The organism is Roseicella sp. DB1501 (genome assembly GCF_013112485.1).
In the GTDB taxonomy this organism is placed as follows: domain Bacteria; phylum Pseudomonadota; class Alphaproteobacteria; order Acetobacterales; family Acetobacteraceae; genus Paracraurococcus.
Map to the genome: position 1 here is coordinate 1 of NZ_JABFHG010000019.1, position 14,436 is coordinate 14,436.

Sequence of the window (14,436 nt, forward strand, 5' to 3'; positions counted from 1 at the left end):
ACAGAGAACAAGTCACAGAATACACAGCAGAACCATACCACCCAGACAGCCCAAACTAGGACCACCAAGCAGCAATACACATCTCTCAACGCGTACTTCCAAAACCAGATGCAAATGTCAAAGAACATAGCCCGGCAGGCTTCCTGCCGTTGCTGAAAGCCGGCCTCGTCACCGAGGATCGACCTTCCGTCCCGTCGTCCGGCCAACCGGCCCCGCGTCGGGAGGCCGGCTTCTATGGCCCTTCCCGCGGCCTGTCAAACCCCTTTCTCGCCGTCACGCCACATTCGCCTTAATGGCTCATCTCATACTGCAACCGCACCGTTCAAGCTGTTGACTTGGCGTGATTCTCATTGGAAGGGTTACGGCAGATTTCAGCCCTGGGAGGGGGTCTTCCATGCTGCATCGCATCCGGCGCCGTCGGCGCTGGCTGTCCTATCTGTGCCTGGCTTTCGGCGCCGCCGCCTGCCCTGCCTTCGCCGAACCGGCCTCGTCCGGGCTGCGGACCGTGCTTGCGACCAATGCCGCCCCGGCCGCCGGCGGCGGCGCCACCATCCGCACCGTGGTCGCCCGCCGCGGCCAGACCGTCGCACAGGTCCTGGCCGCGGCCGGCGTCGAACGGCGCGAGGTGGAACCGGCCGTATCCGCCCTCGCCCCCCTGCTGCCACCCAAGGCGGCGCTGCCGGCCGGCCATGCGCTGACGCTGCGTCAGGCGCCGGGGGATGATGCGCTGATTGCCGTCTCGCTGCAGGCGCAGCCGGGCCGCACCGTGACCGTCACCCGCACGCCGACCGGCTGGATCGCGCATGAGGCCATGGAGGGCCAGCGGCGGCATCTGGTGCTGGCCCGCGGCGGCATCCATGAGAACCTGCTGGACGACCTGCGGGCCGCCGGCCTGCCGGACGGCCTCGGCCGCGAGTTGGTGCAGGGCCTCGCGCATGAGGTCGATTTCCAGCGCGACATCCGTCCCGGCGACCAGTTCGAGATCCTGTTCGAGCGCTACCGCGATCCCGCCGGCGACCTGCTGCATGAGGGCCGCATGCTGCACGCCGCCTTCGCCATCGGCGGCCGCCATCTTTCGCTCTGGCGCTACGACACGGCGGCCGGGCCCGATTGGTTCGACGACGAGGGCCGCAGCCTGCGCCGCGCCTTCCTGCGCACGCCGCTCGACGGCGCGCGGGTGACCTCCGGCTTCGGCATGCGCTCGCATCCGGTGCTGGGCTACACGCGCAAGCACCAGGGCATCGACTTCGCCGCGCCGCGCGGCACGCCGGTGCTGGCCGCCGCCGATGGCGAGGTCATCCAGATCGGCTGGATGCGCGGCTATGGGCGCGTCATCACGCTGCAGCATGCCGAAGACCGAACGACGCGCTACGCGCATCTCTCCGCCTTCGCGCCGGGCCTGAAGGTGGGCGACCGCCTGCGGCAGGGCGAGCTCGTCGGCCGGGTCGGCCGCACCGGCGTCGCCACCGGCAACCACCTGCATTTCGAGCTCGCCGAGGCCGGCATGCAGATCGATCCCGCCAAGGCCCGGACGCATCCGGCCGAGGTGCTGGAGGGCGCCGAGCTGGCGGCCTTCCAGGCCAGCCGGCAGGCGCTGGTCACGCAGCTCGCGCGTCTGCAGCCGATGCAGGAAGTCGCCGCGGCCGAGGACTGACGCGCCGCCACCCTCCCCCTTCCCCCCCAAGACGCGAACGGCGCGCCTCGAAGCCGGGACGCGCCGTTTTTCCTGGCTGCGGCGTCAGGCGGCCGCGGCGAGCGGCGCCGGCGCCACCTCGAGCCCGTCGGGGCCCGCGGTCACCTGCAGCGTCTCGCCGTCGTGGATGCTGCCCTCGAGCAGCATGTTCGCCAGCTTGTCCTGCAGGCTGCGCTGGATCACCCGCTTCAGCGGCCGCGCGCCATAGGTCGGGTCGTAGCCCGCCTCGGCCAGCCACTCGCGCGCCGGCTCGTCCAGCTCCAGCGCGATCTTGCGATCCGCCAGCAGCCTGCGCAGCCGATCGAGCTGGATGTCGACGATCGCCGCCATGTCGCCGCGCGCCAGGCGCCGGAACAGCACGATCTCGTCCAGCCGGTTGAGGAATTCCGGCCGGAAGCGGTCGCGCACCGCCCGCATCACCGCCGGCCGCGCCGCCTCGATATCGGCATTCTCCGGCAGCTCCGCGATCGCCTGGCTGCCGAGGTTGCTGGTCAGCACGATGATGGTGTTGCGGAAATCGACCGTCCGCCCCTGGCCGTCCGTCAGCCGGCCGTCGTCGAGCACCTGGAGCAGGATGTTGAAGACATCCTCATGCGCCTTCTCGACCTCGTCGAAGAGGATGACCTGGTAGGGCCGCCGCCGCACCGCCTCGGTCAGGGCGCCGCCCTCGTCATAGCCGACATAGCCCGGGGGCGCGCCGACCAGCCGCGAGACGGAGTGCTTCTCCATGTATTCCGACATGTCGATGCGGGTCATCGCCCGCTCGTCGTCGAAGAGGAAGCTCGCCAGCGCCTTCACCAGTTCGGTCTTGCCGACGCCGGTCGGGCCGAGAAAGAGGAAGCTGCCGATCGGCCGGTTCGGGTCCTGCAGCCCGGCGCGGGCGCGCCGCACCGCCTTCGCGACCGCTTCCAACGCCTCTTCCTGGCCGACCACGCGCTTGCGCAGCTGGTCCTCCATGCGGATCAGCTTGGCCCGCTCGCCCTCCAGCATCTTCTCGACCGGGATGCCGGTCCAGCGGCTGACCACCGCGGCGATGCCTTCCTCGGTCACCGCCTCGTTCACCAGCCGCCCGTCGCCATCCCCGGCCGAGGCGATCTGCTTCTCGAGGCCCGGGATGATGCCGTATTTCAGCTCGCCGGCACGGCCGAAATCGCCCTTGCGCTCGGCCAGCTCGAGCTCGGTGCGGGCCTTGTCCAGCTCCTCCTTCGCCTTCTTGGTGGCGACGACCTTGCCCTTCTCCGATTCCCAGCGCTGCGTCATCTCGCGCGAGCGCTCCTCGAGATCGGCGAGCTCCTTCTCCAGCCGCTGCAGCCGGTCCTTGGAGGCGGCGTCCTCCTCCTTCTTCAGCGCCTCGCGCTCGATCTTCAGCATCATCAGCCGCCGGTCGAGCTCGTCGAGCTCCTCCGGCTTGCTGTCGACCTGCATGCGCAGCCGCGAGGCGGCCTCGTCCACCAGGTCGATCGCCTTGTCGGGCAGGAAGCGGTCGGTGATGTAGCGGTTGGAGAGCGTCGCCGCGGCGACCAGCGCGCTGTCGGTGATGCGGACGCCGTGATGCGTCTCGTACTTGTCCTTGATGCCGCGCAGGATGCTGATCGTGTCCTCGACCGAGGGCTCGCCGACGAAGACCGGCTGGAAGCGCCGGGCCAGCGCCGCGTCCTTCTCGACATGCTTGCGGTACTCGTCGAGCGTGGTCGCGCCGATGCAGTGCAGCTCGCCGCGGGCGAGCGCCGGCTTCAGCAGGTTCGAGGCGTCCATCGCGCCATCCGCCTTGCCGGCGCCGACCAGGGTGTGCATCTCGTCGATGAAGAGGATGATGTCGCCGGCGGCCTGCTCGACCTCCTGCAGCACGCCCTTCAGCCGCTCCTCGAACTCGCCGCGATACTTGGCGCCGGCCACCATGGCGCCGAGGTCGAGCGCCATGACGCGCTTGTCCTTCAGCGCCTCCGGCACGTCGCCCTTGATGATGCGCAGCGCCAGCCCCTCGACGATCGCCGTCTTGCCGACGCCGGGCTCGCCGATCAGCACCGGGTTGTTCTTGGTGCGGCGCGCCAGCACCTGGATGGCGCGGCGGATCTCCTCGTCCCGGCCGATCACCGGGTCGAGCTTGCCCTCGCGCGCCGCCTCGGTGATGTCGCGGGCGTATTTCTTCAGCGCGTCGAACTGCTCCTCGGCGTTCTGGCTGTCGACCTTGCGGCCCTTGCGCAGATCGGCGACGGCGGCCTCGAGCCGCTGCGCATCCGCCCCGGCCTGCTTCAGGATGCGGCCGGCGGGGCCGTCCGAGGCGGCGAGCGCGACCAGCAGCCGGTCCTGGGCGACGAAGCTGTCGCCGGCCCTCTGCGCCTGGCTCTGCGCCGCATCCAGCACGCGGACGATGTCGGGGGTGAATTGCGGCTGGCCGGCACCGCCGCCGGTGACCTTGGGCTGGCGGCCGACCTCGGCATCGACGGCCTGCTTGGCGCGCGCGGGATCGCCTCCGGCGGCCTTGATCAGCCCGGCGGCCGCACCCTGCTCGTCATCGAGCAGCGCCTTCAGCAGGTGCTCGGGCGTGACCCGTTGGTGGTAGTCGCGGATGGCGATGGTCTGCGCGGCCTGCAGGAAGCCCTTCGCGCGGTCGGTGAATTTCTCGATGTCCATTCTCTGCGTCCCTCATCTGCGGACCGCGGACCGGCAGCGCTCGCGCGCCCGGGGTTCCGCTCGGCCCGCCGAGTCTCCGGCGACCGGCCCCGCCACCCCTCAAGAGGCAGTGGCGGGCGCCAAGTTCACCGGGGATGTGGTATTTCGCCTTGGCTTGGGTCAAGGTCCGCGGGAGGGAAAATGGTCCGATGCGCATCGAGCAGATCTACCGCTACCCGGTGAAGGGCCTGACCGCCGAGGCGCTGGAGGAGGTGCTGCTCACGCCCGGCCAGTGCCTGCCGCATGACCGCCGCTTCGCCCTCGCCCAGGGCGATGCGCCCTTCGATCCGGCCGCGCCGGCCTGGCTGTCAAAGCGGCATTTCGGCTGCCTGATGGCCAATGCCCGGCTCGCCCTGCTGCACACCGCCTTCGATCCGAAGACCGGCTTGCTGGCGATCCGGGCGCCCGAGGCGCCGCCGCTGCTCGCCAGCACCCGGACGGAGGCGGGGCGCGCCGAGATCGCCGCCTTCCTCGCCGGCATCCTCGGCGAAGAGGCGCGCGGCACGCCGCGCTTCCTGGAGGCGCCGGGGCACAACTTCACCGATGTGGCGGCGAAATGCGTCTCCATCATCGGTCTCTCCAGCCTGCACGCGCTGGAGGAGAAGGCGGGAATGCCTCTCGATCCGCTGCGCTTCCGGGCCAATATCTACGTCTCGGGGGCGCGGCCCTGGGCGGAGTTCGACCTGCTCGGCCAGGAGATCCAGCTTGGCGCCGCCCGGCTCCGGGTCTTCAAGCGCATTGTCCGCTGCCCGGCGACCGAGGTGAACCCGGAGACCGCCGAACGGGACGCGCAGCCGCCGAAATGGCTGCGGCAGCATTTCGGCCATGCCGATCTCGGCGTCTATGCCGAGGTCATCGAGGGCGGCCGGATCGCGGTCGGCGACGCGCTGGAGCCGCTGGAGGGCGATCTGCTGCATTGATGCCGCCCGGCCTCGCGCGCGCCGGGGCACCTGGTGCCTGTCGAGCCTGGTCGCTGCCCGTTGCCCTGCCGCGGCTTGGCCGCGGCAGGCTGTGACGCGCTCAGGGCATGAGGTGCATCACGGGGCCCCCACGACGCCGCTGCGCGGCGTCGTGGAGAAGAATCACTCCGCCGCCGGCCGCGGCGCGGCGTAGATCCGCCCGCCATCGTTGCGGAAGCGCTCGGCCATCTCCTCCATGCCCTTCTCGGCCGCGGCGCGGATGTCCTGGCTGATCTTCATGGAGCAGAATTTCGGCCCGCACATGGAGCAGAAATGCGCCAGCTTGGCGCCCTCGGCCGGCAGGGTCTGGTCGTGGAAGCGCTCCGCCGTCTCCGGGTCCAGGGAGAGGTTGAACTGGTCGCGCCAGCGGAACTCGAAGCGCGCCCGGCTCAGCGCATCGTCCCGCAGCTTCGCCGCCGGATGGCCCTTGGCGAGATCCGCCGCATGCGCCGCGATCTTGTAGGTGATGACGCCGGTCTTCACGTCGTCCCGGTCCGGCAGGCCGAGATGCTCCTTCGGCGTGACGTAGCAGAGCATCGCCGTGCCGAACCAGCCGATCATCGCCGCGCCGATGCCGGAGGTGATGTGGTCGTAGCCTGGCGCGATGTCCGTGGTGAGCGGGCCGAGGGTGTAGAAGGGCGCCTCCCCGCATTCGCGGAGCTGCTTGTCCATGTTCTCCTTGATCTTGTGCATGGGCACATGGCCCGGCCCCTCGATCATCACCTGGCAGTCGTGCTTCCAGGCCACCTGGGTCAGCTCACCCAACGTCTCGAGCTCGGCGAATTGCGCCGCGTCGTTGGCATCGGCGATGGAGCCTGGCCGGAGTCCGTCGCCGAGCGAGAAGCTGACGTCATAGGCCCGCATGATCTCGCAGATCTCGTCGAAGCGCTCGTAGAGGAAGCTCTCCCGGTGATGCGCCAGGCACCACTTGGCCATGATCGAGCCGCCGCGCGAGACGATGCCGGTGACGCGCCTGGCCGTCAGGGGGATATAGGGCAGCCGCACCCCGGCATGGATGGTGAAGTAGTCGACGCCCTGCTCCGCCTGCTCGATCAGCGTGTCGCGGAAGATCTCCCAGGTGAGTTCCTCCGCCTTGCCGCCCACCTTCTCCAGCGCCTGGTAGATCGGCACCGTGCCGATGGGCACCGGGCTGTTGCGGATGATCCATTCGCGGGTGGTGTGGATGTTCCGCCCGGTGCTGAGGTCCATCACCGTGTCGGCGCCCCAGCGGATGGCCCAGACCAGCTTGTCCACCTCCTCGCCCACCGAGGACCAGACGGCGCTGTTGCCGATATTGGCGTTGATCTTGACCAGGAAATTCCGCCCGATCGCCATCGGCTCGGATTCCGGGTGGTTGATGTTGGCCGGGATGATGGCGCGGCCGCGGGCCACCTCGTCGCGGACGAACTCCGGCGTGACGAAATCGGGCATGGCGGCGCCGAAGCTCTCTCCGTCCCGCGCCGCCGCCTCGCGCGCCCGCTCGCGGCCGAGGTTCTCGCGGATGGCGACGTATTCCATCTCCGGCGTGACGATGCCGGCGCGGGCATAGGCGAGCTGGGTCGGGGCGGCGCCCGGCTTCGCGCGCAGCGGCCGGCGCCCGGCGCGGTCGAAGACCGGGACCTTGCGCTGCTCGCCGGCCTTCAGCCCGTCATCCTCGGGCTTCGGGTCACGCCCGTCATAGGCCTCGACATCGCCCCGCCCCTCGATCCAGGCCTGGCGCAGCCCGGGCAGGCCGCGGCGGATATCGGCGCGGTGGGCCTCGTCGGTGTAGGGGCCGGAGGGGTCGTAGACCCGCAGCGGCGGCTCGCCGCCGCCCACCGCGATCTCGCGCATCGCCACCCGCAGCCCGGGATGCAATTGCCCGGGCACGTACAGCTTGCGCGAGGCCGGCAAGGCGCCGGTCGTCACCTGCGGCAGGTCGGGAGGAAGGGAATCAGGCATATGGACCTCCTCGAGAGATGGAGATCCGGGAACATCGGTTGCGCGGGGCGGACGTCCCTTTGCGGATGACGTCCAATCGTTCCTCTCCCTACGCCGGTATGACCCGGATCAGGTTCAAAGGGTCACGGCGCCTTAGCCGTATCTCAGCCCCATGCGGAGCCCCCCTTGGAACAGCCTGACCCTGCGACCGGCACAGGCCGCCTGTCAATGCGACGTGCCGGGCGACGTGCCGAGCCTGTTCATACCGGGTCGCATGAATCCCGACTCGCAGCCGGCTGAACGCCCGAACGGACGCCGCGGCTCATGCCGCGAAGCCAAACCACCGGAGGTGACGCCGGCAATCGACGGCATTGATGCGGCAACATCAATGCACGCCGATATCATACCGGCTCGCGCGTCTCCGGCTGCGGCCCGTCATATTCGGGCTCGCCCTCGAGGGCATGGCCGTTGACCTGACCGTTCATCTCGCCCGGCGCCTCCTGCCCCTCGCCCGCCTCGCCGGACTCGGCATTCGACTGGAAGCGGCGCGGCTGGTGCTGGCCCTCGCGCTGCTGCTGCGCCTGGCTCATGGCGTTGAGGATGCGGAAATAGTGCTCGGCGTGCTGGAAATAGCCCTCGGCCATCACCCGGTCGCCGGAACTGGTCGCGTCGCGCCCAAGCTGCAGGTACTTCTCGAAGAGCTGCTGGGCCGTGCCGCGGAGCCGCATGTCCGGCCCGTTCGAGTCGAAGACATGGTTGCGATTCATAGGCTGGTGGCCGGACTGGCGAAACTGCCCGCCGCCACCGCCACCCCCTCCGCCACCACCATGCCGGTGGTTGCGGCCGCGCATACGTTTCATGTTCATCGGTATTGCGTCTGCCGTCTCGCAGCTGGGCCGCTCCGCCTGCCCCGGGGCAAGCCCCGGCACCTGCGGCACAAGCGGTCGATGTCTCCAAAAGGCGTTGCGGCCGGCGTGAATGCCCACAGCCCGTCCGCTGCTCGGCCCCAAACGCCAGGGCGGTGGGCTTGCCCATCCGCCCGCGAGGGCCTGCCGCAAGCTAGCCGCAGCGCGGCGGCCCGCCAATCGGTTTTTTTTCGCGGCGCCTGACGCGACGCCCCCGATCAGCGGTGTCCGAGCACCAAGGCCCGCGACACGCCCCCCAGATCGGGTCGGCAGGCCAGCGGATCAAGCCCATGCGCGACGGCGATCGCCTCGACCGCCGGCCGCTGCCCCTGGCCGAGCTCCAGCACAGCGCGGCCACCCGGCGCCAGCAGCCCCGGCAGGGCAGCGCAGAGGGCGCGGTAGGCCACTAGCCCGTCCGACCCGCCATCCAGCGCCGTCGCCGGCTCGTGCCGCGCCACCTCGGGCATCAGGCCGGGAAGCGCGCCCGATTCAATATAGGGCGGGTTGCTCAGCACCAGGTCGAAGCGCCCGGCGAGCGGCGCCGCCCAATCGGCGACGAGGAAGCGGGCCCGCCCGCCGAGACCGAGCCGCCCGGCATTGGCCCGCGCCAGCGCCGCCGCCGCCGGCACCCGGTCGAGCCCAACTCCGGTCGCCGCCGGAAACTCGGTCAGCGCCGCCAGCAGCAGGCAGCCGGTGCCGGTGCCGAGATCGAGGATGCGACGGACCCGCTCGCGCGCCGGGAAGGCGGCGATCGCCGCCTCGACCAGCGTCTCCGAATCGGCCCGCGGCACCAATGTCGCAGCCGAGACGGCGAAGGGCAGCGACCAGAATTCCTGCTCGCCCAGCAGATGCGCGACCGGCGCGTGCTGCAGGCGGCGCTGCAGCAACCCGGCGAAGGCGACGGCGGCGGCGGGCGGCACCGGGGCGCGCGGCTCGCGCAGCAGGTCCTCCTGCCGGCAGCCCATGGCATGGGCCAGCAGCAGCCGCGCCTCCAGCCGCGGCGCCTCGATCGCCGCCGCCCGCAGATGCTGCCCGGCCCGGCAGAGGAAGGCGCCGACGGTCCCCGTCATGGCGCTGGCCGGGTCGGCGCAGCCGCTCATGCGCCCTCGGCCGCCAGGCGCGCCGCCTCGTCCTCGGCGGTCAGCGCATCGACGATCTCGTCGAACTCGCCGAGCATGACGCGCTCGATCTTGTGCAGGGTGAGGCCGATGCGATGGTCGGTGACGCGGCCCTGCGGGAAATTGTAGGTGCGGATGCGCTCGCTGCGGTCGCCGGTGCCCACCTGGCCCCTGCGGTCGGCGGCGCGCGTCGCGGCGAGGCGGGAGCGCTCGGCCTCGTACAGCCGGGCGCGTAGCACCTTCATCGCCTTGGCGCGGTTCTTGTGCTGCGACTTCTCCTCCTGCATCGCCACCACGATGCCGGAGGGCAGATGGGTGATGCGGACGGCGCTGTCGGTCTTGTTCACGTGCTGGCCGCCGGCGCCGCTGGCGCGATAGGTGTCGATGCGGAGATCGCCCTCATTGACCTGCACATCGACCTCCTCCGCCTCCGGCAGCACGGCGACGGTGACGGTCGAGGTGTGGATGCGGCCCTGCGTCTCGGTCGCCGGCACCCGCTGCACGCGGTGCACGCCGCTCTCGTATTTCAGCCGGGCGAAGACGCCGCGGCCGGCGATCTCGGCCACCGCGCCCTTGACGCCGCCGAGGTCGCTCTCGTCGTATTCCATCACCTCGAAGCGCCAGCGGCGGGCCTCGGCATAGCGCTGATAGGCGCGGAACAGCTCGGCGGCGAAGAGGGCGGCCTCGTCGCCGCCGGCGGCAGGGCGGATCTCGAGGATGGCGCTGCGCTCATCCGCCGCATCCTTCGGCAGCAGCATGAGCTGCAGCTCGCGCTCGAGCCGCGGCACCGCCTCCTTCTGGGCCAGGTACTCGTCCTCGGCGAGCTCGCGCAGCTCGGGATCGGCCAGCATCGCCTCGGCCTCGTCGCGCGCCCGCTCGGCGGCGCGCAGCGCCTCGACCTTCTCGACCACCGGCTCGATCTCGGCGAGCTCCTTGGAAAGGACGCCGAACTGGCTGCCCTCGGCGCTGGAGAGGAGGTGCTTCAGCTCCTCCGCCCGCGTCAGGACCCGGCCGAGCTTCTCCGCGATGCTCACGCCCGGCCCTCGTCTCCGTCCTCGTCCGTGTCCGCGTCCGTGTCCTCCGGGTCGTCGCCGAGCTCCTCCTCGAGGATGCTGTTCAGCATGGCCTGGGCGGCGCTCTCGACCACGCCGGTCTCGGCCAGAGCGCGCAGCAGGTCGGGCAGCGCCACCCGCTCCTGCGAACCGGCATCGAGGTTGCGCACCACCGCCATGCCGGCGGCCAGCTCCTCCTCGCCGAGGATGACCGCGGCGCCGGCGCCGATGCGGTTGGCCCGCTCCAGCCGGCGTTTCATATTGCCGCGATAGGCGATCTCGGCCACCACGCCGTAGTCGCGGAGCGATTGCAGCACGTCGATCGCCGCCGGCTCCGCCGCCTCGCCGATCGGGATGATCGCAACCGGGCGCGGCGCCGCGGGGGTCAGCCCGGCCGCCTCGAGCAGCAGCGAGAGCCGCTCCACCCCGGCGGCCCAGCCGACGGAGGGGGTTGGCGGGCCGCCCATCTCCTCGACCAACCCGTTGTAGCGGCCGCCACCCATCACCGTGCCCTGGGCGCCGAGCCGGTCGGTGACGAATTCGAAGGCGGTATGGCTGTAATAGTCGAGCCCGCGGACGATCCGCGGATTCTCCCGGAAGGGCACCTCGAAGGCGTCCAAGTGGCGCTTGACCGCGGCGTAGAAGCCGGCGGCCTCCGCGGTCAGGTGGTCGTGGATGGTGGGCGCGCCGGCGACCAGCGCCTTGTCCTTCGGGTCCTTGCTGTCGAGGATGCGAAGCGGGTTCTTCTCCAGCCGCGTCCGGCTGTCCTCGGAGAGGGCGTCCCGGTGCGCCGCGAAATAGGCGATCAGCGCCGCCCGGTAGGCCTCGCGGCTCGCCGCATCGCCGAGCGTGTTGATCTCCAGCACCGTGCCCTCGTCGATGCCGAGCTCCTGCTGGATGTGCCAGCCGCAGGCGATCACCTCGGCATCGGCCAGCGGCTCGGCGGCGCCGAGCACCTCGATGCCGATCTGGTGGAACTGCCGGTAGCGCCCCTTCTGCGGCCGCTCGTAGCGGAACATCGGCCCGGCATAGAAGACCTTGCGCGGCAGGTTCGACTGCGTCAGGCCGTTCGAGACCAGCGCCCGGCACACCCCGGCCGTGTTCTCCGGCCGCAGGGTGATGCTCTCGCCGCCGCGGTCGGCGAAGGAATACATCTCCTTCGAGACGACGTCCGAGGTGTCGCCGAGGCCGCGGGCGAAGACCCTGGTATCCTCGAAGATCGGCGTGGCCCATTCCTCGAAGCCGTAGAGGGCGGCGATGCGCCGCGCCACCTCGATGACATGGTGATGCCGGCGGAACTCGGCGCCGATCAGGTCATGCGTGCCGCGGGCGGGCTGGAGCGGGGCTTGGGCCATGGCCGCGGTTTGCCGCGCGGCGGGGCAACGGGCAAGGGTTCAGGGGCAGATCAGGCGCAGGCCGGGGACATAGCTGCGGTAGCGACGGGGGTCGCGGGTGATGAGGGGCTGTCCAGGAGTATCCCGGGACCCGCCCCCGGCCCCGGGCGCCAGCGGGCTCAGCGCGCCATCAGGGTCAGCGCCAGCAGCAGCGCCAGGTGCAGGCTCGCCAGCAGCCCGAGCCGCCGCAGCGCCGCGTCCCGGCGCGCCAGGTCCTCGTCGAGCCCCGGGATGGGATGCCGCCGGAGCATTCCGACCAGCAGCGCCGAGAAGCCGAAGCCGTTCATCCGGCCGCCCTACTCGGCCGCCTGGGCCGCCGCCACTGGGGCCGCCAGCTGGGCCGCGGCCTCGGCGGCCTTCCGCGCCGCCTCCTCCGCCTTGATGGCGGCGGCCTTCGTCTCCACCAGCCCGACCAGGTGGTCGATCATCGCCGCCTCGTCCACCGTGTGGTCGGTCTTGCCGGCGGCATAGACCATGTGCCGGCCGGCGCCGCCGCCGGTGAGGCCGATATCGGTCATCAGCGCCTCGCCCGGCCCGTTCACCACGCAGCCGATGATGGAGAGGGTGATCGGCACCTCGATATGCGCCAGCCGCTCCTCCAGCGTCTCCACCGTCCGGATGACGTTGAAGCCCTGCCGGGCGCAGGAGGGGCAGGAGATGATCTTCACCCCGCGATGCCGCAGGCCGAGCGACTTCAGCATCTCCCAGCCGACATGCACCTCCTCCTCCGGCTCGGCGGAGAGGGAGACGCGCAGGGTGTCGCCGATGCCGGACCAGAGCAGGTTGCCGAGCCCGATGGCGCTCTTCACCGTGCCGGTACGGCGCCCGCCCGCCTCGGTGATGCCGATATGCAGCGGGTGGTCGCAGACCTCGGCGAGCTGGCTGTAGGCGGCGACGGCCAGGAAGACGTCGCTCGCCTTCACGCTGATCTTGAATTCGTGGAAGTCGTTGTCCTGCAGGTGCGCGGCGTGCCAGAGCGCGCTCTCGACCAGCGCTTCCGGGTTCGGCTCGCCGTATTTCTCCAGCAGGTGCTTCTCCAGGCTGCCGCCATTGACGCCGATGCGGATGGAGCAGCCATGGTCGCGGGCGGCCTTCACCACCTCCTTCACCCGCTCGGCGCTGCCGATATTGCCCGGGTTGATGCGCAGGCAGGCGGCGCCGGCCTTCGCCGCCTCGATGGCGCGGCGGTAATGGAAGTGGATGTCGGCGACGATCGGGACGTTCACCTCGCGCACGATCTCGGCCAGCGCCGCCGTGCTCTCCGGCGTCGGGCAGGAGACGCGGACGATGTCGACGCCCGCCACCTCGGCGCGGCGGATCTGGGCGATGGTCGCCGCCGCATCCTCGGTCGGCGTGTTGGTCATGGTCTGGACGGTGATCGGCGCATCGCCCCCGACCGGCACCTTGCCCACCATGATCTGGCGGGACTTGCGGCGGGTGATCTGCTGATAGGGGCGGTAGCTCATGCGAAATCCCGGATCTTCCGAAACAGGCCGGCGGCAGGGGCTGTGGGCGGGGCGGCGCTGGCATACCCCTCGGCACGCCACACTGCCGATACCCAGTCCGGCGCAATATGGCAGCGCCGAGCCCAATCCCATAGGCCCGATCGCCGCGGGACGACAGCGGATTGCGTTCAAGATTGAACGCTGCTCCGATGTAGCCTGTTGTTTTCAGGGCAGAGTCTCGCCTCCGGGCGGTCTCCCCCTCCCGCGATCTGCTCTGCATCGCCGCCGCGCCGCGGCAGGAATGTCATCAAACGGTTACGCTGCTGCGGCGGTCACGGCGGCGCGGCGCGGCCCGCGGCGGCGAGGGGCGGCAGGCCGGCTTTCAGCCGCTCGGGGTCGAGCAGCAGGTCGCGGCGGACCGTCCGGCCCGGTCCGAGGCCGGCGACGGCCTCGCCATCCACCAGCACCTCCAGCCCGTCGGCATTGCCGGTGGTGAGCAGCAGCCCCTCCTTCGGCGCCTGCCAGCTCTCGCCCGGGCGCAGCAGCCGGTTGACCAGCACCGGGCCGCCCTGCCGGTCCCGCACCTGGATCCAGGCCTCGCTGCGGGCCCGCAGCACGATCCGACCGGCATCCGGCGGTGCCGGGGAGTCGGGCGCGGCGATGGCGGGCGGCGCCGGCTGCGCCGCGGGCATGGCGTCCGGCCCTGGCGCCTGCGGGAGCGCCGGGGCGGGCGCCGGAGACGCCTGCGCGTTGGCCGGATTGGGCGGCGCGAGCGCGGCCGCCTCGCCGATCGCGGGCGGTGGCGGCACGGCATCCACCAGCCGCTCGCCCGTCCCGGACCAGGCATACCAGCCGATATAGGCGCCGAGCGCGAGCAGCGCGCCAAGCAGGATCGTCGCCCCCGTCGGCGCGCCGCGATCCGGCACCGGCTCGGGGAAGACCAGGTCGCCCGGGCGCGCCGCCTGCGGGCCGACCGCCGCGCGGAAGCGGCGCACCGTCTCCGCCTCGTCGAGGCCGAGGGCGCGGGCATAGGCGCGCACGAAGCCAGTGGCGTAGGCAGGGACCGGCAGCCCGGCCAGCCGCCCCTCCTCCAACGCTTCCAGATAGGCCCGACGGATGCGGAGCGAACGGGCCAGATCCTCGACCGACAGGCCGAGGGCGAGGCGCGCATCGCGCAGCTCGGCTCCCAGCCGGGCCGGCTCGGGGGCGGATGCGGCAGCGGGGGCGTGGCGCTTCATGGCGTCCGGCACGCCTTGCGCTGTAGCCCAGAGGTGGCA

11 protein-coding genes and 1 riboswitch are annotated in these 14,436 nt (G+C 71.2%); of the genes, 2 read left to right on the forward strand and 9 right to left on the reverse strand.

All coding sequences use genetic code 11. The annotated features are described in order from the left end of the window. The first annotated feature begins 394 nt into the window (after positions 1-394). Entirely contained in the window at positions 395-1,654 is a 1,260-nt protein-coding gene (locus HJG45_RS25685; protein ID WP_171616454.1) for a M23 family metallopeptidase, read from the forward strand. Between the two features lie 84 nt (positions 1,655-1,738). On the opposite strand, the gene clpB is transcribed toward HJG45_RS25685, so the two are convergent. Continuing rightward, on the reverse strand, positions 1,739-4,327 hold the full coding sequence (clpB, locus tag HJG45_RS25690) for an ATP-dependent chaperone ClpB (protein ID WP_171616456.1): 2,589 nt from the start codon (positions 4,325-4,327) through the stop codon (positions 1,739-1,741). Between the two features lie 188 nt (positions 4,328-4,515). Between clpB and HJG45_RS25695 the strand changes: the two genes are divergently transcribed. Next, entirely contained in the window at positions 4,516-5,286 is a 771-nt protein-coding gene (locus HJG45_RS25695) for an MOSC domain-containing protein (RefSeq protein ID WP_171616458.1), read from the forward strand. Between the two features lie 162 nt (positions 5,287-5,448). On the opposite strand, the gene thiC is transcribed toward HJG45_RS25695, so the two are convergent. From thiC to HJG45_RS25735, 8 genes are all read right to left on the reverse strand, one after another. Then, positions 5,449-7,266 carry a phosphomethylpyrimidine synthase ThiC gene (gene thiC / locus HJG45_RS25700; protein ID WP_171616459.1) on the reverse strand — a complete coding sequence of 606 codons (1,818 nt, stop codon included), beginning with the start codon at positions 7,264-7,266 and terminating at the stop codon, positions 5,449-5,451. 67 nt (positions 7,267-7,333) lie between these two features. Further along, positions 7,334-7,442: riboswitch (TPP riboswitch) on the reverse strand. A 204-nt stretch (positions 7,443-7,646) separates the two neighbouring features. Next, complete coding sequence (locus HJG45_RS25705; protein WP_171616461.1) at positions 7,647-8,111, reverse strand: DUF4167 domain-containing protein; 465 nt, start codon at positions 8,109-8,111, stop codon at positions 7,647-7,649. Positions 8,112-8,368: 257 nt separating this feature from the next. Beyond that, positions 8,369-9,250, reverse strand: a complete 882-nt coding sequence (gene prmC / locus HJG45_RS25710; protein WP_171616463.1) for a peptide chain release factor N(5)-glutamine methyltransferase — start codon at positions 9,248-9,250, stop codon at positions 8,369-8,371. After that, entirely contained in the window at positions 9,247-10,302 is a 1,056-nt protein-coding gene (gene prfA / locus HJG45_RS25715; RefSeq protein ID WP_171616465.1) for a peptide chain release factor 1, read from the reverse strand. Before prfA ends, prmC begins: the two co-directional genes overlap by 4 nt. Beyond that, positions 10,299-11,675: a histidine--tRNA ligase gene (hisS, locus tag HJG45_RS25720; RefSeq protein WP_171616468.1), complete on the reverse strand. Its 1,377-nt coding sequence runs from the start codon at positions 11,673-11,675 to the stop codon at positions 10,299-10,301. The genes prfA and hisS overlap by 4 nt, the downstream gene beginning before the upstream one ends. A 158-nt stretch (positions 11,676-11,833) precedes the next feature. Beyond that, the gene (locus HJG45_RS25725) at positions 11,834-12,001 is read right to left on the reverse strand and encodes a hypothetical protein (protein WP_171616470.1); all 168 of its coding nucleotides are present in this window, start codon (positions 11,999-12,001) and stop codon (positions 11,834-11,836) included. 9 nt (positions 12,002-12,010) lie between these two features. After that, on the reverse strand, positions 12,011-13,180 hold the full coding sequence (ispG, locus tag HJG45_RS25730; protein WP_171616472.1) for a flavodoxin-dependent (E)-4-hydroxy-3-methylbut-2-enyl-diphosphate synthase: 1,170 nt from the start codon (positions 13,178-13,180) through the stop codon (positions 12,011-12,013). A 311-nt stretch (positions 13,181-13,491) separates the two neighbouring features. Next, positions 13,492-14,397: a helix-turn-helix domain-containing protein gene (locus HJG45_RS25735; protein WP_171616474.1), complete on the reverse strand. Its 906-nt coding sequence runs from the start codon at positions 14,395-14,397 to the stop codon at positions 13,492-13,494. Between the last annotated feature and the right edge of the window lie 39 nt (positions 14,398-14,436).

Coding starts and splice junctions, on each gene's coding strand:
- HJG45_RS25685 (WP_171616454.1), top strand. CDS start 395: ATGCTGCATCGCATCCGGCGCCGTCGGCGCTGGCTGTCCTATCTGTGC.
- clpB (WP_171616456.1), bottom strand. CDS start 4,327: ATGGACATCGAGAAATTCACCGACCGCGCGAAGGGCTTCCTGCAGGCC.
- HJG45_RS25695 (WP_171616458.1), top strand. CDS start 4,516: ATGCGCATCGAGCAGATCTACCGCTACCCGGTGAAGGGCCTGACCGCC.
- thiC (WP_171616459.1), bottom strand. CDS start 7,266: ATGCCTGATTCCCTTCCTCCCGACCTGCCGCAGGTGACGACCGGCGCC.
- HJG45_RS25705 (WP_171616461.1), bottom strand. CDS start 8,111: ATGAACATGAAACGTATGCGCGGCCGCAACCACCGGCATGGTGGTGGC.
- prmC (WP_171616463.1), bottom strand. CDS start 9,250: ATGAGCGGCTGCGCCGACCCGGCCAGCGCCATGACGGGGACCGTCGGC.
- hisS (WP_171616468.1), bottom strand. CDS start 11,675: ATGGCCCAAGCCCCGCTCCAGCCCGCCCGCGGCACGCATGACCTGATC.
- HJG45_RS25725 (WP_171616470.1), bottom strand. CDS start 12,001: ATGAACGGCTTCGGCTTCTCGGCGCTGCTGGTCGGAATGCTCCGGCGG.
- ispG (WP_171616472.1), bottom strand. CDS start 13,180: ATGAGCTACCGCCCCTATCAGCAGATCACCCGCCGCAAGTCCCGCCAG.
- HJG45_RS25735 (WP_171616474.1), bottom strand. CDS start 14,397: ATGAAGCGCCACGCCCCCGCTGCCGCATCCGCCCCCGAGCCGGCCCGG.